Below are 19,159 nucleotides of genomic sequence, written 5' to 3' on the forward strand. Positions count from 1 at the left end.
ACGGCTCGCCGCCCCTGAGGCTGAACGGACGTGGCGACCCGGTGATGTGACGCCATATCCGCTGGTGCCCCGGCCCCGGACGACCACGGCCCCGACTCCGGACGACCCCGGCCCCGACCCCGCGGCGGACACGATCTTCCGCGTGGCGCTCGTCTTTGCTGTACTGCGGGGGTGCGGGAAACATCGTCAACCAGCCATGTCGCCCTGGTGACCGTTCGCCAGAGGGAGTGCGGAAGTGACTGACACGGGAACACACGGTCGGCGGCGCAGTGCGGCCTGGTTCGGTGCGGAGGGCCGGTCCGGCATGGTCTACCGGTCCTGGATGCGCAACCAGGGCTATTCCGGGGAGGTGTTCGACGGCCGTCCGGTGATCGGCATCGCCACGACGTGGTCGGAGCTGGCGCCCTGCAACAGCCATCTTCAGCGGGTGGCGGAGTCGGTGAAGCGCGGGGTCTGGCAGGCCGGTGGCTTTCCGCTGGAGTTCCCGGCGATGGCGCTGGGCGAGACGCTGATGCGGCCCACCGCGATGCTGTACCGCAATCTGCTGGCCATGGAGGCCGAGGAGCTGATACGGGCCAATCCGCTGGATGGTGTAGTGCTGCTGTCCGGGTGTGACAAGACCACCCCAGGTCTGCTGATGGCCGCCTCCAGCGTCGATCTGCCGGCCATCATGGTCACCGGCGGGCCGATGCTCAACGGCAAGTACCGGGGCGGGGACGTGGGCTCCGGCACGCAGGTCTGGCGGTTCGAGGCCGAGCTTGCGGCCGGGCGGATGACCGAGGAGGAGTGCTTCTTCGCCGAGGGCTGCATGGCCCGGTCCAACGGGCACTGCATGACCATGGGCACCGCGTCCACCATGGCGTCGATGGCCGAGGCGCTCGGTATGCAACTGCCCTATTCGGCGAGCTGGCCGGCGGTGGACTCGCGGCGGTACGAGACGGCGCAGCGCGCCGGGCAGCGGATCGTGGCCATGGTGGCGGAGGATCTGCGGCCGTCGCAGATCATGACCCGGGCGGCGTTCGAGAACGCGATACGGGTCAACGCGGCCATCGGCGGCTCCACCAACGCGGTGATCCATCTGCTGGCCATCGCGGGGCGGCTGGGAGTGCCGCTGAGCCTGGACGACTTCGACGCGCTGGCCCGGGAGGTGCCCACACTGGTCGATCTCCAGCCCTCCGGACGGTTCCTGATGGAGGACTTCTGCTACGCCGGGGGCCTGCCGGTGGTGATGCGCGAGCTGGGCGGGCTGCTGCACACGGAGGCGGCCACGGTGAACGGGCGCACGGTGGCGGAGAACGTCGGCGACGCCGAGTGCTGGAACCGTGAGGTGATCCGGACACTGGACGACCCGTTCCAGGAAGCAGGCACCGGCACCGCGGTGCTGCGCGGCAATCTCGCGCCGAACGGCGCGGTGATCAAACAGTCCGCCGCCTCCCGCCACCTGCTCCAACACCGCGGCCGGGCCCTGGTGTTCGACACACCGGAGGACTACATCGCCGTTCACGCCGATGAGGACCTGCCGGTGGACGAGGACACCGTGCTGGTGATCCGGGGCAGCGGCCCGCGTGGCTACCCGGGCATGCCCGAGGTCTCCAATGTGGTGCTGCCGCCCAAGTTGCTGCGCAAGGGTGTCGAGGACATGGTGCGGATATGTGACGGCCGGATGTCCGGCACCGGCTTCGGCACCGTGGTGCTCCATGTGGCCCCCGAGTCCGCGGTCGGCGGCCCGCTGGCGCTGGTGCGCGATGGCGACTGGATCACCCTGGACGTCCCGGCGCGAGCGCTCACCCTGGAGGTGGCCGAGGAGGAGCTGGAGCGCCGACGGGCCGCCTGGCAGCCCCCGCCGCCGGTCGCCGCCCGGGGCTGGAGCAGGCTCTACACCGAGCATGTGCTCCAGGCGGACCAGGGGCTGGACCTGGACTTCCTGGTCGGCTCCAGCGGACACGAGGTGCCCCGCGAGTCCCACTGACCCTCTCGCACGGCACACCGCCGACGGGCGGTCAGTTCGTTCCCGCGGTGGGCGTGCGCGGGCCGTCCGTACGGCCCGCGCACGGCCGCCGTCAGTGAGCCAGGAGCCTGCGCAGCCAGCGCCGCCGCGCCTCCCGTGCGTCCCGCGAGACGGCGGCCTCCGGTGCCATGCCGTCGAAGCCGTGGAAGGCACCGGACCAGACGTGCAGTTCGGCCGATCCCCCCGCTCGCCAGATGCGGCTGGCGTAGTCCACGTCCTCGTCGCGGAAGGTCTCCGCCGAGCCGACGTCGATGAACGCGGGCGGCAGTCCGGACAGATCCGTGGCACGGGCGGGCGCGGCATACGGCGAGACGTCCTCGCCCCCGCGTGCGTCGCCGAGCAGCGCCCTCCATCCGGCCTCGTTGGCGGCGCGGTCCCACACCCCGATCCCGATCATCTGCCGGGCGGACGGGGTGTCGTTGCGGTCGTCCAGCATGGGACACATCAGCAACTGCCCGATCGGGGCCGGGCCGCCGCGGTCCCGGGCCAGCAGTGTGACGGCCGCGCCGAGGCCGCCACCGGCGCTGCCGCCCACGACCACGATGCGCCCCGGGTCGATGCCCAGCTCTTCGGCGTGTTCGGCGGTCCAGCGCAGCCCGGCGTAGCAGTCCTCGACCGGCCCCGGATGCCGGGTCCCCGGCGCCAGGCGGTATTCGACGGACACCACGGAGAGCCGCAGTTCCTGGGCGAGGTCGAGCAACTCCGGCATACCCAGGCGGTTGTGGCCGACCGTCATGCCGCCGCCGTGGATGTGGTACAGCGCCGGTGTGGGAGTGGCCGCGTCCGCCAACCGGCAGATCAGCAGCGAGACTTCCGGCGCGTCCGCCGGGCCGGGCACGGACCGCTCCTCGACCAGGAAGGCCCCGTCGCGCTCCAGATCCTCGTTCGTCAGCGTCCCCATACCGGGCACGCCCTGGCCGTCCCCCGCCTCCGGATCCGCCCCGGACCCGCCGGGCCGCAGTATCTCGCCGATGGCCGCGAGTGGCGCGATCAGCTCCGGGTCGAACGGCGGCGGTGGCCCGAGCGGCGCCGTGGCCGCCGGGTCGGGGGAGGTGTTCGCCATGGTCGGCTCCCAGAGTCGTGTTGACGTGAATCCCCCGTCGCCGACCGCCCACTGCCCGAAGAGCGGCCGCCGCGCGGACGATCTTACCGGCCGGGTGGCGGCACGGCGGCGGGTTCGGCGGAGCCACCCGGGCGGTCAGCCGTTCCAGCTCTCGTCGTACGGATCGTGCGGGGCCGGGACCGGCCGGGAGCCGCTGACCTCGAGGTACGGGATGGCGCCACCGCCCACCGGGTCCTTGGTCCGCTTGCGGGTGTAGGTGCCGGTGACCTGGAGCCAGGTGTCGGGTTGCAGCACCGGCGGGATCCGTCCGGTCAGCCCGATCTTGACGGGCTGGGCGTCGGCGGCACAGCAGTTGAGGGCCATGCGGACGAGGTAGGGGGCGCCGTGGCCGTCGAGGGCGATGAAGCCGGTGACCTCGATCCTCCGGTGCTCCAGGGAGCGCCCGTGGCCGTACACCGCGCGGCCCGCGTAATCGGCCACATTGAGCTTCAGCGGATCACCGGCGGGAAGCGCGGGGAAGCCCCAGGGGCGTTGCAGCGCCGTGCCGGTGTGCATGGCGGTGTACGAGCCCAGCGCGGGCGGCGCCACCAGGATGAGGGCGAACAGCGGGAGCACGAGGAGCCAGGAGACCCGTGGTTCCCGGTGGGTGTGGCCGCCGTCGCCCTCCTCCCGGTGCGGGTCGCCATCGGCCGTGCGCGGCCGCTCGTACCAGAGAGTGGCCACGGCGGCCGCGATCAGGACGACACCGGCCGCGAGGAGCAACGGGCGCAGCCCCGCCTTCACATAGCGCAGATACAGGCCGGTGAATCCGGCCCGCAGCACCGCCCCGCCGATGAGGAACAGCACGATCGCCTGAGCCTTCCGGTTCACAGCAGCACCGCCCCGACCAGGACCGACATCAGCACGGCGAGGACGAAGGTGGCGGGCGCGAACCGCAGCGCGAACCCGCGCCCGAAGGTACCCGTCTGCATGGCGAACAGCTTCAGGTCGATCATCGGCCCGACGACCAGGAACGCCAGCCGGGCGGTGAGCGAGAACTGCGACAGGGAGGCGGCCACGAAGGCGTCGGCCTCGGAGCAGATCGACAGCAGCACCGCGAGCACCGCCAGGGCGAGGATCGACACCACCGGGTCATCGGCGGCGCCGCGCAGCCAGCTCGCCGGCACCACGGCCTTGAGGGTGGCCGCGGCCATCGCGCCGACGACGAGGAAACCACCTGCGTGCATCACATCGTGGCGTACCGACGCCCAGAAGGCGGCGCCCCTGCCGTGGCCGTGGAAGGAGGGGCGGGCCGGTGGGCGCAGCCAGTCGGCCCGCCCCAGCCGCTGCCACAGCCAGCCCATCGCACACGCCACGAGCAGACTGGCCATGAACCGGGCGAGCACCATCTCCGGGTCGCGGGGGAACGCGACGGCGGTGGCGGTCAGCACGATCGGGTTGATCGCCGGGGCGGAGAGCAGAAACGCCAGCGCCGCCGCGGGGGTGACGCCCCGGCGCACCAGCGCCCCGGCCACCGGCACCGAGGCGCATTCACAGCCGGGCAGCACCGCCCCGGCCACCCCCGCCACCGGCACCGCGAGGGCGGGCCGCCGCGGCAGCGCGCGGGCGAAGAACGACGGCGGGACGAACACCGCGATGAGCGCGGACAGCAGCACCCCGAGCACGAGGAAGGGCAGGGCCTGGAGGACCACCGCGACGAACACGGTCATCCAGCTCTGCGTCACCGGAGCCGACAGCGCCCGGCGGATCGGCCCCTGCGCCGTGACCACCAGGACCAGCAGCATGATCAGGCCGAGGGACGAGTCGAACCGCCCGCCCCGGGGCTCGCCCGCGTCGCGGCGGCCGGCCCCGGGCGGGGCCGCTTTGGTCGTGGTGCTCACGGGTGAGGTACCTCCGGCGTCGAGGGTGCGTGCGCGGTTCCCCGCCCCTTCCAGTACGCCGGTACGGCCCCGTGTGCTCACCGTTCCCGCCCATGAGCCGGATGTCCTGTGCCCGCCACGATCCGGCAGTCCTCGCGCCGTTCCGCTCAGCCGGGGTTCACCCAGGTGCCCCGCTCGGCGGAGCGAGCCATGGCGTCCAGCACGGTGGCGCTGTGCACGGCGTCGTCCAAAGTGGCGCCGTAGGCGGTGTCCTCGGCGATGGAGCGCATGAAGTGGTACGCCTCGATCACCTTCAGATCGTCATAGCCCATGCTGTTGGCCGCGCCGGGCTGGAAGGCGGCGTACTCGCCGTGCCCGGGGCCGATGTACACGGTGGAGACGGGCTGGTCCTGGTAGGCGGTGCCGTGGCTGACGCCGAGTTCGCCCATGCGCCGGAAGTCCCAGAAGAGCGCGCCCTTGGTGCCGTGGATCTCGAAGCCGTAGGTGTTCTGCTCGCCGACCGAGACCCGGCACGCCTCCAGCACCCCACGGGCGCCGGAGGCGAAGCGCAGCAGACAGGAGACGTAGTCCTCGTTCTCCACCGGGCCCAGCTCGCCACCGGTGGCCCGGGTGTGTCCGGCGGTGGCGCCGGTGGGGCGGGCCCGCTCCGGCACGAACACGGCGGTGTCGGCGGTCAGGGCGTCGATCTCGCCGAGCAGGAAACGGGCCAGGTCCACCCCGTGGGAGGCGAGGTCGCCCAGCACTCCGCTGCCGCCACGGGCGCGTTCGTACCGCCAGGTCAGGGCACCTTCGGGGTGGGCGGCGTAGTCGCTGAAGAGGCGGACGCGGGCATGGGTGACGGTGCCGATCTCCCCGGCGGCGATCATGGCGCGTGCGGTCTGGACGGCGGGTGCGTTGCGGTAGTTGAAGCCGACCGCGCCCTGGACCCCGGCCTCGGCCACGGCGGCGGCGACCGCGCGGGCGTCGTCGGCGGTGAGCCCGACCGGCTTCTCGATCCAGATGTGCTTGCCCGCCCGGGCCATGGCGATGCCGATCTCCCGGTGCAGAAAGTTCGGCGCGGCGATGCTCACGGCCTGGACGCGGGGGTCGGCGGCGACCTCGTGCCAGTCCCGGGCTGCGGTGGCGAAGCCGTACCGCCCGGCGGCCTCCTCGGCCCGGCCGGGCACCTCGTCGGCGACGGCGACCAGTTCGGGCCGTACGGACAACTGCGGGAAGTGGTGCGGCAACCGGACGTACGCCTGGGTGTGCACCCGTCCCATCCAGCCGAATCCCACGACGGCGACCCCGAGCGTACTCACCATGACTGCCCTTCTTTGGACCGTTCCAGAAATCTCCCGGCCCACACTGGAAGCCCTGTCCGCAGGGTGTCAAGCCCTTTGACAACCACGTCCACCCTGTGGAACGGTCCAGAACATGAGACCACCGACCATCCGCGATGTCGCCGAACGGGCCGGAGTGTCGAAGTCGCTGGTCTCCCTGGTGCTGCGCGGCTCCGAGCAGGTGCGCCCCGAGAAGCGGCAGGCCGTCCTGGCCGCCGTCGAGGAGCTCGGCTACCGCCCCAATGCCGCCGCGCGCAGCCTCAGCGAGCGGCGCACCCGGACCGTCGGAGTGCTCCTCAACGACCTGCGCAACCCCTGGTTCGTGGAGCTGCTCGACGGTCTCAACTCCCAGCTCCACGCGAGCGGTCTGCGGACGCTGCTGGCCGACGGCCGGCTCAACCGGCGGCTCGGCGAGGACCTCACCCACACCTTCACCGAGCTGCGGGTCGACGGCCTGATCGCGGTCGGCACGCTCCCGGACCCGGCAGCGGTGCGCACGGCGGCCGCGCGGGTGCCCACGGTGGTCGCGGGCAGCCGCGAGCCCGTGCTGCCCCACGTGGACATCGTCGCGGGCGACGATGAGCTGGGCGCACGTCTCGCCACCGAGCACCTCATCGGCCTCGGCCACCGGCGCATCGCCCATATCGCCGGACAGGGGGTGGTGGGCGAGCTGCGCCGCCGCGGCTTCGAGGCGGCCATGCGCGAGCACGGCCTGGCCGGGTCGGCGGCCGTGGAGCAGGGCGATCTGACCGAGGAGGGCGGCTACCGGGCCACCGTCCGGCTGCTGGGCGCGCCGCACCGGCCCACCGCCGTCTTCGCGTTCAACGACATGGCGGGAGTCGGCGCCCTGTCGGCCGCCGAGGAGCTCGGCCTCCGGGTGCCGGACGACCTCTCCCTCGTCGGCTACGACAACACCTATCTCGCGCGGCTGCGCCATCTGTGGCTCACCACCGTGGACAACGCGAACCACGACATCGGCCGCCGCGCCGCACGCCGCCTGCTCGACCGGATCGCCGACCCCACCCGCCCCGCCGAGGTCGCCCTCACGGCTCCGGCCCTCGAAGTCCGCGGTACGACCGCGTCGCCGCGATCGACCAACTGACCGTCGCGCACCGCCCATTGACGCCCCATCGGTCCCTTGCCTATCGTCCGTCCGAAGTACTGAGCAGTGTCCGATATTTCGAACATTCTGCGGTACAGGAGTCGCCATGCGATCAATGGGACGCGTCAGACCGGGCCTCGGCCTCACCCTGAGCGCTCTGCTCACCACCTCGCTCGCCGCCGCGTTGCTCCCCGACCCCACCGCCGCCGGAGCCTCCGCCGCGGCCGTGACCGACTACTCGATCACCGTCGATCCGGACCGCGCGGGCCCGGAGATCGACGACGCGATGTACGGCGTCTTCTACGAGGACATCAACCGCGCCGCGGACGGCGGGCTGTACGCCGAGCTGGTCCAGAACCGGTCCTTCGAATACGACACCGCCGACCACGCCTCGTACACACCGCTCACCTCGTGGACCGAGACCACGACCGGCGGCGCCACCGGCACGGCGCGGGTGGTGAACGACGAGGCGCGGCTGGGCGGGAAGAACCGCAACTACCTGCGACTGGATCTGCGCGGGAACGGCAGTGGCGCCGGGGCGGGATACGGCGTCACCAACGCCGGATACAACACCGGCATCGCGGTCCAGGCCGGAAAGACATACGACTTCTCGGTGTGGGCCCGCACCGACAACCCCTCGGGCACCCCACTGACGATCGGCCTGCACACCGCCTCGGGCGGCACCGCGCTCGCCACGCCACTGCGCGCCACCGTGCGCGGGGACCGCTGGACGAAGTACACCGGGACGCTCACCGCGCGCGCCACGGACACCACCGGACGGCTCGCGGTGACCGCCGGAGGCGGCGGCACCGTCCGGCTGGACATGGTCTCCCTCTTCCCCCGGGACACCTACAAGGGCCGTCCGAACGGGCTGCGCAAGGACCTCGCGGAGAAGATCGCCGCGCTGAAGCCGGGCTTTCTGCGCTTCCCCGGCGGCTGTCTGGTGAACACCGGCAGCCACCGGGCGTACGAGGCGCCGAACTGGGAGCGCAAGCGGTCCTACCAGTGGAAGGACACCGTCGGCCCGGTCGAGGAGCGGCCCGCCAACGCCAACTTCTGGGGCTACAACCAGTCCTACGGCCTCGGCTACTTCGAGTACTTCCAGTTCGCCGAGGACATCGGCGCGACACCGCTGCCCGTGGTGCCCGCCCTCGTCACCGGCTGCGGCCAGAACAAGGCCACCGACGACCCGGAGCTGCTGAAGCGGCATATCCAGGACACCCTCGATCTGATCGAGTTCGCCAATGGTCCGGTGACCTCCACCTGGGGCAGGAAGCGCGCGGAGATGGGACATCCGAAGCCCTTCGGGCTGAACCGGCTGGAGGTCGGCAACGAGGAGAACCTCCCCGACGCCTTCTTCGAGCGCTTCACCGAGTTCCGCAAGGCCATCGAGGCGAAGCATCCGGAGATCACGGTGATCAGCAACTCCGGGCCCGACGACAGCGGCGCCACCTTCGACCGCGCATGGGAGCTGAACCGCGCCGCCGAGGTGAAGATGGTCGACGAGCACTACTACAACAGCCCCCAGTGGTTCCTGGAGAACAACACGCGCTACGACTCCTACGACCGCCAGGGCCCGAAGGTGTTCCTCGGCGAATATGCCTCACAGGACAACAGGTTCGGCAACTCCCTCGCCGAGGCAGCGTATATGACCGGCCTGGAGCGCAACGCCGATGTGGTGAAGATGGCCGCCTACGCCCCGCTGCTGGCCAACAAGGACTACGTCCAGTGGCGGCCGGATCTGATCTGGCACGACAACGCCACCGCCTGGGGCTCGACCAGCTATGAGACCCAGAGGCTGTTCATGAACAACGTCGGCGACCAGGTCGTGCCGAGCCAGGCGTCCGCCACCCCGTCCCTCCCCTCCGGCCCGATCACCGGCGCCGTCGGCCTGTCCACCTGGGCCACCAGCGCCGCGTACGACGACGTCCAGGTCACCTCGGCGGACGGGGCCACGCTGCTGAGCGACGACTTCTCCGGCGGCGACGGCAAGTGGACGAAGGCCACCGGGACCGGCTCCTGGCAGGTGCGGGACGACGCGTATGTGCAATCCGACACCGGCGCCGAGAACACCATGGTCACCGCGGGCGACAGCGGCTGGCAGAACTACGACCTGAGGCTCAAGGCCACCAAGCGCGCGGGCAGCGAGGGCTTCCTCATCGCCTTCGGGGTCAAGGACACCGGCAACTATTACTGGTGGAACCTCGGTGGCTGGGGCAACACCCGGTCCGCCGTGGAGAAGGCCACCGACGGCGCCAAGCAGACGATGGCCGAGGACGGCACCAAGATCGAGACCGGCCGGGCGTACGACATGCGGATCGCGGTCCGCGGCCGGCAGGTGACGCTGTACCTGGACGGGAAGAAATGGGGCGCGTTCACCGATGACAAGGCCGCCGAGCCGTTCCGCCAGGTGGTGACGCGCGACAAGGCCACCGGCGAGCTCATCGTCAAGGTCGTCAACGCCCAGGACACGGCCGCCCGCACCCGTATCGACCTCGGCCAGGGCGTCAAGGTCCGGCGCACCGCCCGGCTGACCACGCTCCAGGGCGACCCGGACGCGGTGAACACCGCCACCGATCAGCCCATCAAACCGAGCAGTTCCACGCTCGACGGTGTGGACACCACCTTCAGTCACACCTTCCCGGCGAACTCCATCACGTTCATGCGGATCGCCACGCGGAAGTGAGACGGGCTCCCGGCCGGTGACCGGGGTGGTCACCGGCCGCGGCATCACCTTCGGCTTCGACCGCCGATCGCATCGCCCGCCGCGCCCACCGCCAGACCGAGGACGACCATCACGACATAGCTGTAGACCTCATAGCCGTCGGGGACGAGGAAGCGGACGAAACCCATGAAGCGGAGCCAGCCCCACCATTCATGCAACAGACCGCTTCCCCCGCCGACGACGAGGGTGAAGCAGAGCAGATGCGACACGGCGGTCAGCGGGGGTGTGGACTTGGTGGATGTCATGGCCCGAACCTAGGCGGGCCGCACCGGGCGGCGGATCGGGCACAAGGCGGCAACGGCGATGACCAAAGGACACCATCCGCCGGCGAGAAGTGGTACTTAAGTATCCGCTCGCGGCACGGACCCCCGCTCACCCGCCCGGTCCGCGTAGATTTCCGGGACATGCGCCGCATCCACCGCACCCGCCGGGACTGGGCAGCCGATCTGGGGCTGATGCTCTTCGCCGCCTGCTTCGCCGCCGCCGGCTCGCGGTCCCTGCCGATCGAGGAGAACCTCGATCCGCTGTGGCTGACCGCCGATCAGGTGATCGGCGGGCTGGGGTGTGCGACGGTCCTGCTGCGGCGGCGGTGGCCGGTGGCGCTGGCGGTGGCGCTGCTGCTGGCGGGCAGCGAGGTATCGCACCATCTCACCGGTCCGGCGATGGTGGCGGTGTTCACGGTGGCCGCGACCCGGCCGTGGCGGGCCACCGCGTGGGTGGCGGCGGTGGCCTTCGTACCGCTTCCCGCCTTCCTGTGGCAACTGCCGGAGGTGTCCGGGGACCGGAAGAGCTCGGCGCTGACGTACTTCGCACTGATCGCCGGGGCCATCGGATGGGGGTTGTTCCGGCGCTCCCGGCAGCAACTGATCGCCTCCCTGCGGGAGCGCGCCGAACTGGCCGAGACGGACGCGGAGTTGCGGGCCGAGCGGGCCCGCCGGGAGGCGCGGGAGGAGATCGCGCGGGAGATGCACGATGTGCTGGGGCACCGGCTGACGCTGCTGAGCCTGCACGCGGGGGCGCTGGAGTTCCACACGAAGGCACCCCGCGAGGAGATCGGAAAGGCCGCCGGGGTGATCCGGGAGAGCGCCCATCTGGCGCTGAGCGATCTGCGTGAGGTGATCGGAGTGCTGCGCGCGGGACCGGCGGAGGACGAGCGGCCCCAGCCCGAACTGGCCGATCTGGTCCGGCTGGTGGCGGAGGCCAGGGCGGCGGGCGGCCGGATCGAGCTGACCGGGCCGCCCGACGCCCCGGTCCCGCCGCCCGTGGTGGGGCGCACGGCGTACCGCATCGTCCAGGAGGCGCTGACCAACGCGCGCAAACACGCGCCCGGCGCGGCGGTCACGGTGCGGGTGGCCGGAGGCCCGGCGGACCGGCTGACGGTGGAGGTCCACAACGCCCCGCCGCCCGGGGCGGCCACGGACGGCGCCGGTACCGAGGGCGGCGGGCAGGGGCTGATCGGGCTGGCCGAACGGGCCCGGCTGGCGGGCGGCGAGCTGAGCGCGGGTCCGGCCCACGACGGTTTCCGGGTCCGCGCCTGGCTACCCTGGCCTGCGGCGGACCCGGTGTCCGCCGCGGGCCAGGGGTGAGGGAGGACGGCGCGGGTGATCCATGTCCTGCTGGTGGACGACGACGCGATCGTACGGGCCGGGCTGCGGCTGATGCTGGGCGGCGCCCCGGACATCGAGGTCGTCGCGGAGGCCGCCGACGGGGCGGAGGTACCGGCCCTGGTGGCCGCGCACCGGCCCGGCGTGGTGCTGATGGACATCCGGATGCCGGGTGTGGACGGCCTGACCGCCACCACCGAGCTGCGGGCCCGGCCCGGCGCCCCGGAGGTGCTGGTGCTGACCACCTTCCACACCGACGCGCATGTGCTGCGGGCGCTGCGCGGCGGGGCGGCCGGGTTTCTTCTCAAGGACACCCCGCCCCGGGACATCGCCGCCGCCATCCGGACGGTGGCCGCCGGGGATCCGGTGCTCTCCCCCGCCGTCACCCGCCGCCTCATCGAGCAGGTGGCGGGCGGCGGGCAGGCGGACCGGGCCACCGCCGCCCGGGCCCGGCTGGCGCTGCTGGGCGAGCGGGAGCGGGAGGTGGCCCGGGCGGTCGGGGGTGGCCGCTCCAACGCGGAGATCGCCCGGGAGCTGCATCTGGCGCTGCCGACGGTGAAGGCCCATGTGTCGCGCATCCTGACCCGGCTGGACCTCAACAACCGCGTCCAGATCGCCCTGCTGGTCCACGACGCCGGTGAGTCGGACGGCGGCTGACCGACGCCCCTCCCCCGGGCGTTAGCGGTGGTGCGCGCGGTTCCGATGACACCCTGACTTAAATCAGTCGGTTGACTTAACGTAGCCCATGGGGTTGCCTGATCATGTCGATGACCACCCCGGACCGAGGGAGAGCGTCGTGGATCGAGGAAACGGCGAGCCGCCGCTCGTGCCGGTGAGGTGGTGACCGTGGCGGGCCGGACCGTACGGCACGAACGGGCCGATGCCACGCGAGAGGCGATCCTGGCCGCCGCGGAGCGGCTGTTCGCCGAGCGCGGGGTGTACGCGGTCTCCAACCGCCAGGTGAGCGAGGCCGCCGGACAGGGCAACAACGCGGCGGTCGGTTACCACTTCGGCACCAAGGCCGACCTGGTACGGGCGATCGCCCGGCAACACGCCGAGCAGGTGGAGCGGTTGCGCGAGCGGCTGCTGGGCGAGATCGGCGACTCCACCGACGTACGGGACTGGGTGGCCTGTCTGGTGCGCCCGGTCCTCGAGCATCTGGCGGAGCTGCCCGGCCCGACCTGGTACGCGCGGTTCTGCGCCCAGGTGATGACCGATCCCGCGCTCCACGAGATCATGACCGAGGAGTCCCTGGCCTCCCCGGCGCTGCGGCACACCCTCGAAGGGTTCAACCGGTGCCTTCCCGAGCTGCCGCTCGAGGTGCACCTCGAGCGCGGCGCCATGGCGCGCAATCTGATCCTGCACATGTGCGCCGAGCGGGAGCGCGCGCTCGCCGAGAACACCGCCACGCCCCGGTCCAGTTGGCACGACGCCGCCACCGGCCTGATCGACGGCATCGTCGGGCTGTGGCTGGGGCCCGTCACCCGCTGAGCGCGGCTCCGCACATCAGCGGTCCATACGGGCCGTCGGGGGACAACGGGGGTTCCACCACACGCCTCAACGAATTGAGGGAGCGATGACCAGCACAGTGAATCCGGTGGACGAACACGCCGCGCGGGCCCCGGAGTTTCCGATGGCCAGGGCGGCGGGCTGCCCGTTCGACCCGCCCCCGGGGCTGCGGGACATGCAGCAGGAGGGCCCGTTGGCGAAGGTCAGCCTGTGGGACGGCAGCACTCCGTGGCTGGTGACCCGGTACGCCGATCAGCGGGCCCTGCTGGGCGACGCCAGGGTCAGCGCCGACATCAACCGGCCCGGCTATCCCCGGCAGGCCCCGATGCCGCCCGGAGGCACCGGCGTCAGCTTCATCCTGAAGGACGACCCCGAGCACGCCCGGCTGCGGCGGATGGTGACGGCGCCGTTCGCCATCAAGCGGGTGGAGGCGATGCGGCCCGGTGTGCAGAAGATCGTGGACGATCTGATCGACGAGCTGCTGGCCGGTCCGAACCCGGTGGACCTGGTGGAGGCGTTCGCCCTGCCGGTGCCCTCGCTGGTCATCTGCCAGTTGCTCGGAGTGCCCTACGCCGACCACGACTTCTTCCAGGAGAACAGCAAGGTCATCATCAATCGGAACGTCACGCCCGAGCAGCGGTCGACCGCGCATGGGAACCTGATCGGCTATCTGGACGACCTGATGGCCGAGAAGATCGCCCACCCCCTCGACGATCTGCTGTCCGGACTGGCCGGGCGGGTCACGGCGGGCGAGCTGGCCCGCGACGAGGCGGCGCAGATGGGTGTGCTGCTGCTGATCGCGGGACATGAGACCACCGCGAACATGATCGCGCTCGGCACCCTCGCCCTCTTCGAACACCCCGATCAGCTCGCCCTGCTGCGCGAGACCGACGACCCCAAGCTGATCTCCTCGGCGGTGGAGGAGCTGCTGCGCTATCTGCACATCACCCACAGCGGGCGGCGCCGGGTGGCGATGGCGGACATCGAGATCGGCGGGGAGGTCATCCGCGCGGGCGAGGGGCTGATCCTGGCCAATGACATCGCCAACCGGGACCCCAGGGTGTTCGCCGAGCCCGACCGGCTGGACCTGCGGCGCGACGCCCGCCGCCATGTGGCCTTCGGCTTCGGGGTGCACCAGTGCCTGGGCCAGCCACTGGCCCGGATGGAGCTCCAGGTCGTCTACAACACCCTCTACCGCCGCATCCCCACGCTGCGGCCGGCCATCGAGCTGGAGCGGATCCCGTTCAAACACGACGGATCCGTCTACGGCGTCTACGAACTGCCCGTGGCCTGGTGACAAAAAGGAGAAGCTCATGAAAAGGAGAAGCTCATGAAGGTGACCGTCGACCAGGACAAGTGTGTCGCTTCCGGCCAGTGTGTGGTCGCCGCGATGGAGGTCTTCGACCAGCGCGACGAGGACGGCGTCGTGGTGCTGCTCAACGCCGAGCCCCCGGCCGGGCAGGCCGAGGACGTCCGGCACGCCGCGGCCGTCTGTCCGGCCCTGGCCATCGAGATCCAGGACTGACGACCGCGCCCGGGCATCCGTGATGTCGTCGGCGGAGGCGGGCTCATCCGCCTCCGCCGACGATCTCACTGGCCTGTTTTCGTTGTTGTTGAAGTTGACGGCGGCTCACTAAAGTGGTTATTGAGAATTAAAGAAAATTGTCACGGCTTTCCCACGGCATCGCGCTCCTGGAAGGAAGGCACTGTGCACAATCGATCTCTCCACTCTTCCGGCCCCCTTGACTACTTGGTGATCGGCGCCGGCCCCGCCGGGCTCCAGCTCGGGCAACTGCTGGGGGCGGCGGGTCATCGCTACCGGATCCTGGAAGCCGGAAGCGGGCCGGGCACCTTCTTCCGCACGTTCCCCCGCCACCGCCAATTGATCTCCAGCAACAAGGTGCACACCGGCATCGACGACCCCGAGTTCAACCTCCGGATGGACTGGAACTCGCTGCTGTCCCCGGATCCCGAGCTGCTGTTCACCCGTTACTCCAAGCGCTACTTCCCGCAGGCCGATGACTTCGTGCGCTATCTCGCCGACTTCGCCGAGGCGTTCGGCCTCGACATCGCCTATGACACCCGGGCGGTGCGGATCCGCCGCGACGACGGCGGCTTCACCGTCACCGATCAGCACGGCGAGGAACACCACAGCCACCGGCTGGTGATGGCCACCGGAGTGAGCCTCCCCCATATCCCCGATGTACCGGGTATCGAGACCACCGAGGACTACCCCACCGTCTCGGTGGACCCCGACGACTTCATCGACCAGCGGGTCCTGATCCTCGGCAAGGGCAACTCCGCGCTGGAGACGGCCGACAACCTCATCGAGACGGCCGCCGTCATCCATGTGGCCGGACCGCACTCCCTGCGGCTCGCGTGGAAGACCCACTACGTGGGCCATCTGCGCGCCGTCAACAACAACTTCCTCGACACCTACCAGCTCAAATCGCAGAACGCCGTGCTGGACGGCAATGTGCTGTCGATCGAGCAGGAGCCGGGCGACGGCGGCCGGTACCGTGTGCGGTTCAGCTTCTCCCGGGCGAACGAGGTCGTGAAGGAGCTGACCTACGACCGGATCATCGTGTGCACCGGATTCCGCTTCGACGCCTCGCCGTTCGACCCCGAATGCCGCCCCGAGCTGGTCATCAACGACCGCTTCGCGGCCCTCACACCGGCGTACGAGTCGGTCAACGTGCCCGGTCTGTACTTCGCCGGCACCCTCACCCAGCAGCGCGACTTCAAGAAGTCCACCAGCGGCTTCATCCATGGATTCCGTTACGCCGTACGCGCGTTGAGCCGCGTCCTCGACGAACGCCACCATGACCGGCCCTGGCCGCACGAGCCACTGCCCACCGATCCGTCCGCGCTGGCGGACGCCGTGGTGGCGCGGGTCAACCGCAGTTCCGCGCTGTGGCAGCAGTTCGGCGTGATCGGCGACCTGCTGGTCACGACGGACGGCGGCCAGAGCCGCTACCACGAGGAGGTGCCGGTCGCCTACGCCCATGAAGGCTCCCTGACCGCGGGCGCCGACTACTTCCTCGTCACCCTGGAGTACGGCCCCGACCACGACAAGGTCGACCCCTTCGACATCACGGTGCGCCGGGCGGCGCAGAACTCGGTCGGGGACGCCTTCGACGCCTCCTATCTGCATCCGGTGCTCCGCCACTTCCGGGGCGGTGAACTCCTCGGCACCCACCACATGGCCGAGAACCTGGAGAACGAGTGGAACCACCCGAAGGTCCACCACGCCCCGCTGGTCGAGTTCTTCGCGCGTGAGCTGGACGCACGGCCCACCGGCATGGGGCGGTGACACCGCCCCATGCTGATGACCGTCCAGGACTTCGAAACCGCCGCCCGGACGAGACTCGATCCCGTGCACGCCGACTTCATCGCCGGTGGCGCGGGGGACGAGATCACCGTACGGGCCAATGAAGAGGCGTTCCGGCGGCTGCGGCTGTTGCCCAGGGTGCTGCGGGGCAACACCGAGCGGGCGCTGGACATCACGGTGCTGGGCAGCCGTGCGCGTACGCCGGTCCTGCTCTCACCGACCGCCTTCCACAAACTCCTCGACGACGACGGTGAGTTGGCCACCGCACGTGCCGCCGCGGCGGCCGGCGCGATCATGATCGTGAGCATGGCCTCCACGGTGGCGGTGGAGGCCATCGCGGATGCCACCCGTGGCGCCGGTGCGGATGGCGATCCGGCGCCCCTGTGGTTCCAGCTCTACCTCCAGCCCGACCTGGAGTTCACCCGGGCCCTGGTGCGGCGGGCCACCGACGCCGGGTGCACCGCGCTGGTGGTCACCGTGGACTCCCCGGTGCGCGGCGCGCACGAGCGCGACCTGCGCAACGGCTTCCTCGACCTGCCGGCCGGACTGCGCTGCGAGCATATGGCCGATCCGGGCGAGGGCGACCGGGTGCGCCCGATCGCCATGTCACCGGAGATCTCCTGGAATCACATCGACTGGCTGCGCGGCCTCACCTCGCTGCCGATCCTGCTCAAGGGCGCCCTGCACCCCGAGGACGCCCGGCTGGCGGTGCGCCATGGTGTCGACGGGCTGCTGCTGTCCAACCACGGGGGCCGTCAACTGGACACCGTACCCGCCACGATCGAACTCCTTCCGGAGATCCACGCGGCGGTCGCCGGACGGATCCCGATCGTGCTGGACGGCGGTGTGCGGCGGGGCACCGATGTGGTCAAGGCGCTGGCGCTCGGCGCGTGCGCCGTGGGCATCGGCCGGCCGGTGATGTGGGCCCTGGCCGAGGGCGGCGAGAAGGGCGTACGGCGGCTGCTGGAGCTGCTGCGCGAGGAGCTGGACCACGCCCTGGCGCTGTGCGGCGCCTCCGGGGTCCAGGACCTCACCCCGGATCTGGTGCGCGCCCCGGCCTGGGGACCGCCGTCGCTCCCCCGCGTCGGCGCGGACGCCGCCCGGCCCGGTGGAGCGGTCTCATGAGCGGCGTCAGACGGCCGAGCGGTGTCAGACGGCCCAGCCTCGCCAGACGGCCGAGCCGCCCCGGATGGCCGGTCGCCGGTGCGGCGGCCGTGGCGCTGACGGCCGGCCTGCCGTACTGGCTGCCCCGGCTGGTGACCGCCCTGCGGGTGCGCCTGTTCGCCCGCGTGAATGGTCAGGAGGGCATTCCGGCGCCCGGCCGTGAGGTGCCCGTCGAGGAGTTCAAGCGGGTCTACGGGCATCCGGCCGCGAACGGCCGCAGCCGGGGCGCCGCCCTGTCCGATCTCTTCTGGTACTGGCTCGCCCCCGGTCCCGAGGTCCACCAGGAGCATCTGGAACCCGGCCCCCGGTACGACGAGGTGGCCAGGACGACCCGGCAGATCCTCGCCGGGCTCTCCCGGGAGCGGTGGACCGAACTGGTCGGCCGCTGCACCCGGCGGGTGCTCGATGAACTCGACGAAGGGAGCGGCGGGTTCGGCACCCGGGAGCACCGGGTGAGACTGCGCGATCTGATGATGCCGGTGTGGGCCGAGGTCTACTACGAGGTGGTCTTCCGCGAACCGTGCCCGCGCCGGGTCCGGGATCTCATCGTCGGCAACGCCGAGGACGTGGTCAGCGCCCTGAAGTGCACCAGCCTGCGCCATATGGACCGGCGGGACCGGCTCACCGCGTATCTGCGCGAGCGGCTGGCGAGCGCTCCCCCGCCGGTGCCGCTGCCGTCGCTGCTCACCGAGCGGGAGCGGGCGTACTACCTTCAGGGCACCTTCTTCAACACCGCCGTGGTGCAGACGTCGGAGGCGATGGCCCATCTGCTGCTGGCCCTGGCCACGCATCAGCCGGTCCAGGAACGGCTGCTGTCCGGCGAGGAGGACGCCGACTATCTGGACCATGTCATCAACGAGACGCTCCAGCACTTCCCGCTGTTCGGTGTGGCCCACCGCATCACCACCGGGGAGATCCCCAGGGCCGGGAGACCCCCGATACCGGCGGGCTCGGTCCTGCTGTTCAACTACCCCGAGTATCAGCGGTCGGGGGCCGGCGCAGCCGAGCGGTTCGACCCCGGCCGCTGGCTGTCCGCGGACACCCGGCCCGCCGCCTTCATCCCGTTCGGTGTGACCGCCAACCGGCCCTGTCCGGCCCGTGGTTTCGCCGTGCTGACCATGCGGGTCGCGGCCGAGGAGGTCCTGCGGCGCTTCCGGCTGGCGTCCACCGCCGAGCACACCCGGTCGCTGCCCAGCCGCGGCCCCTGTCTGCTGATCCCGCATGCCACCGGGCGGACCCCGGCGGCCTGGGGACCGGCCAGGCGGGCGGCCAGGCTCGCGGGGATGCGGCTGGGCGACCGGTGGGGGGCGATCCCCCGCAGCCTCACCCAACTGGTGCTCGGTGGCTACATGGTGTGGGACGCCCGGCGCCAGGGGCTGTGCCGGAGCTACTTCGCCACCGCGTCCGCCGACTCCGCCGCCGCGCCCGCCGTCGCCGGCCACCGATGAGGAGGG

General features: G+C 71.3%; 16 protein-coding genes. 11 read left to right on the forward strand and 5 right to left on the reverse strand.

The features are described from left to right. Positions 1-235: 235 nt before the first annotated feature. Complete coding sequence (locus ACK1X7_RS04015; RefSeq protein WP_385155508.1) at positions 236-1,969, forward strand: IlvD/Edd family dehydratase; 1,734 nt, start codon at positions 236-238, stop codon at positions 1,967-1,969. A gap of 91 nt (positions 1,970-2,060) precedes the next feature. Here ACK1X7_RS04015 and ACK1X7_RS04020 read toward each other — a convergent pair whose 3' ends face one another. From ACK1X7_RS04020 to ACK1X7_RS04035, 4 genes are all read right to left on the reverse strand, one after another. Then, positions 2,061-3,071 carry an alpha/beta hydrolase gene (locus tag ACK1X7_RS04020; RefSeq protein WP_413114636.1) on the reverse strand — a complete coding sequence of 337 codons (1,011 nt, stop codon included), beginning with the start codon at positions 3,069-3,071 and terminating at the stop codon, positions 2,061-2,063. Between the two features lie 135 nt (positions 3,072-3,206). Then, the gene (locus ACK1X7_RS04025; protein ID WP_385155502.1) at positions 3,207-3,941 is read right to left on the reverse strand and encodes a TIGR03943 family putative permease subunit; all 735 of its coding nucleotides are present in this window, start codon (positions 3,939-3,941) and stop codon (positions 3,207-3,209) included. Next, a complete protein-coding gene (locus tag ACK1X7_RS04030) occupies positions 3,938-4,951 on the reverse strand; it encodes a permease (protein WP_398160996.1) in 1,014 nt (337 codons plus the stop codon). Before ACK1X7_RS04030 ends, ACK1X7_RS04025 begins: the two co-directional genes overlap by 4 nt. Positions 4,952-5,097: 146 nt before the next feature. After that, positions 5,098-6,252 (reverse strand): Gfo/Idh/MocA family protein, encoded by a 1,155-nt coding sequence (locus ACK1X7_RS04035; protein ID WP_390795842.1) that lies wholly within the window; start codon positions 6,250-6,252, stop codon positions 5,098-5,100. A 112-nt stretch (positions 6,253-6,364) separates the two neighbouring features. Here ACK1X7_RS04035 and ACK1X7_RS04040 point away from each other — a divergent pair, with 112 nt between their 5' ends. Both ACK1X7_RS04040 and ACK1X7_RS04045 read left to right on the forward strand, forming a co-directional pair. Next, positions 6,365-7,372, forward strand: a complete 1,008-nt coding sequence (locus tag ACK1X7_RS04040; protein ID WP_390795843.1) for a LacI family DNA-binding transcriptional regulator — start codon at positions 6,365-6,367, stop codon at positions 7,370-7,372. A gap of 106 nt (positions 7,373-7,478) precedes the next feature. Next, positions 7,479-10,058, forward strand: a complete 2,580-nt coding sequence (locus tag ACK1X7_RS04045; RefSeq protein ID WP_413114637.1) for an alpha-L-arabinofuranosidase C-terminal domain-containing protein — start codon at positions 7,479-7,481, stop codon at positions 10,056-10,058. A gap of 44 nt (positions 10,059-10,102) precedes the next feature. Here the strand turns inward: ACK1X7_RS04045 and ACK1X7_RS04050 are convergent, their stop codons facing one another. Beyond that, on the reverse strand, positions 10,103-10,342 hold the full coding sequence (locus ACK1X7_RS04050) for a hypothetical protein (protein WP_385157923.1): 240 nt from the start codon (positions 10,340-10,342) through the stop codon (positions 10,103-10,105). Between the two features lie 159 nt (positions 10,343-10,501). Between ACK1X7_RS04050 and ACK1X7_RS04055 the strand changes: the two genes are divergently transcribed. The 8 genes from ACK1X7_RS04055 to ACK1X7_RS04090 all read left to right on the forward strand — a co-directional run bounded on the left by ACK1X7_RS04055 (position 10,502) and on the right by ACK1X7_RS04090 (position 19,153). Then, positions 10,502-11,683: a sensor histidine kinase gene (locus ACK1X7_RS04055; RefSeq protein ID WP_390795845.1), complete on the forward strand. Its 1,182-nt coding sequence runs from the start codon at positions 10,502-10,504 to the stop codon at positions 11,681-11,683. Positions 11,684-11,698: 15 nt separating this feature from the next. Beyond that, positions 11,699-12,358 (forward strand): response regulator, encoded by a 660-nt coding sequence (locus ACK1X7_RS04060; protein WP_390795846.1) that lies wholly within the window; start codon positions 11,699-11,701, stop codon positions 12,356-12,358. Positions 12,359-12,538: 180 nt separating this feature from the next. Beyond that, on the forward strand, positions 12,539-13,192 hold the full coding sequence (locus ACK1X7_RS04065; protein WP_385158591.1) for a TetR family transcriptional regulator: 654 nt from the start codon (positions 12,539-12,541) through the stop codon (positions 13,190-13,192). 85 nt (positions 13,193-13,277) lie between these two features. Next, positions 13,278-14,507, forward strand: coding sequence for a cytochrome P450 (locus ACK1X7_RS04070; RefSeq protein WP_413114638.1), 1,230 nt, complete (start codon positions 13,278-13,280; stop codon positions 14,505-14,507). 33 nt (positions 14,508-14,540) lie between these two features. After that, the gene (locus ACK1X7_RS04075) at positions 14,541-14,735 is read left to right on the forward strand and encodes a ferredoxin (RefSeq protein WP_361513519.1); all 195 of its coding nucleotides are present in this window, start codon (positions 14,541-14,543) and stop codon (positions 14,733-14,735) included. 183 nt (positions 14,736-14,918) lie between these two features. Continuing rightward, a complete protein-coding gene (locus tag ACK1X7_RS04080) occupies positions 14,919-16,523 on the forward strand; it encodes an NAD(P)-binding domain-containing protein (protein WP_385156362.1) in 1,605 nt (534 codons plus the stop codon). Positions 16,524-16,532: 9 nt separating this feature from the next. After that, positions 16,533-17,666 carry an alpha-hydroxy acid oxidase gene (locus tag ACK1X7_RS04085; RefSeq protein WP_385156365.1) on the forward strand — a complete coding sequence of 378 codons (1,134 nt, stop codon included), beginning with the start codon at positions 16,533-16,535 and terminating at the stop codon, positions 17,664-17,666. Beyond that, positions 17,663-19,153, forward strand: a complete 1,491-nt coding sequence (locus ACK1X7_RS04090; RefSeq protein WP_413114639.1) for a cytochrome P450 — start codon at positions 17,663-17,665, stop codon at positions 19,151-19,153. The genes ACK1X7_RS04085 and ACK1X7_RS04090 overlap by 4 nt, the downstream gene beginning before the upstream one ends. The last annotated feature ends 6 nt before the right edge of the window (positions 19,154-19,159 follow it).

It is taken from the genome of Streptomyces sp. CY-1, assembly GCF_047218265.1.
In the GTDB taxonomy this organism is placed as follows: Bacteria; Actinomycetota; Actinomycetes; order Streptomycetales; family Streptomycetaceae; genus Streptomyces; species Streptomyces niphimycinicus.

What these genes read in the sequence shown, in the direction of transcription:
- ACK1X7_RS04020 (WP_413114636.1), bottom strand. Translation starts at nt 3,071, where the DNA reads ATGGCGAACACCTCCCCCGACCCGGCGGCCACGGCGCCGCTCGGGCCA.
- ACK1X7_RS04035 (WP_390795842.1), bottom strand. Translation starts at nt 6,252, where the DNA reads ATGGTGAGTACGCTCGGGGTCGCCGTCGTGGGATTCGGCTGGATGGGA.
- ACK1X7_RS04040 (WP_390795843.1), top strand. Translation starts at nt 6,365, where the DNA reads ATGAGACCACCGACCATCCGCGATGTCGCCGAACGGGCCGGAGTGTCG.
- ACK1X7_RS04045 (WP_413114637.1), top strand. Translation starts at nt 7,479, where the DNA reads ATGCGATCAATGGGACGCGTCAGACCGGGCCTCGGCCTCACCCTGAGC.
- ACK1X7_RS04050 (WP_385157923.1), bottom strand. Translation starts at nt 10,342, where the DNA reads ATGACATCCACCAAGTCCACACCCCCGCTGACCGCCGTGTCGCATCTG.
- ACK1X7_RS04055 (WP_390795845.1), top strand. Translation starts at nt 10,502, where the DNA reads ATGCGCCGCATCCACCGCACCCGCCGGGACTGGGCAGCCGATCTGGGG.
- ACK1X7_RS04070 (WP_413114638.1), top strand. Translation starts at nt 13,278, where the DNA reads ATGACCAGCACAGTGAATCCGGTGGACGAACACGCCGCGCGGGCCCCG.
- ACK1X7_RS04075 (WP_361513519.1), top strand. Translation starts at nt 14,541, where the DNA reads ATGAAGGTGACCGTCGACCAGGACAAGTGTGTCGCTTCCGGCCAGTGT.
- ACK1X7_RS04085 (WP_385156365.1), top strand. Translation starts at nt 16,533, where the DNA reads ATGCTGATGACCGTCCAGGACTTCGAAACCGCCGCCCGGACGAGACTC.
- ACK1X7_RS04090 (WP_413114639.1), top strand. Translation starts at nt 17,663, where the DNA reads ATGAGCGGCGTCAGACGGCCGAGCGGTGTCAGACGGCCCAGCCTCGCC.